This window comes from Halomonas marinisediminis, from assembly GCF_004347715.1.
In the GTDB taxonomy this organism is placed as follows: domain Bacteria; phylum Pseudomonadota; class Gammaproteobacteria; order Pseudomonadales; family Halomonadaceae; genus Halomonas; species Halomonas icarae.
This window is the reverse complement of record NZ_SLTR01000338.1, coordinates 1-285: the sequence shown is the minus strand read 5'-3', so window position 1 is coordinate 285 and position 285 is coordinate 1. Positions and strand designations below refer to the sequence as shown.

Genomic DNA, 285 nt, shown 5'->3' with positions numbered 1-285 from the left:
AGTGGGCGACGGCGCGCTCGCCGGCTTCTTTGACTGCCAGCACGTTCATGCCGTCGACTTCTTCGCCCGCGATGCCATAGGCCTCGCCGCGTTTCCACAGAGCCGGGGATTTGGTCGAGCGCTGGACGGAGGTGCCCATGGCGTATTGGTTGTTCTCGATCACAAAGACCACCGGCAGATCCCAGAGCTGGGCCATGTTGTAGGTCTCATAGACCTGACCCTGGTTCGCCGCGCCATCGCCAAAATAGGTGAAGGTCACACGGTCATTGCCTTTGTATTTATCGG

The 285-nt window shown here is 59.6% G+C and carries 1 protein-coding gene; it reads right to left on the bottom strand.

What is annotated here, in order from left to right; translation table 11 throughout:
- Window positions 1-285: thiamine pyrophosphate-dependent enzyme (locus E0702_RS16915; RefSeq protein ID WP_240721807.1), on the bottom strand; the 285-nt coding region annotated here is incomplete at both ends.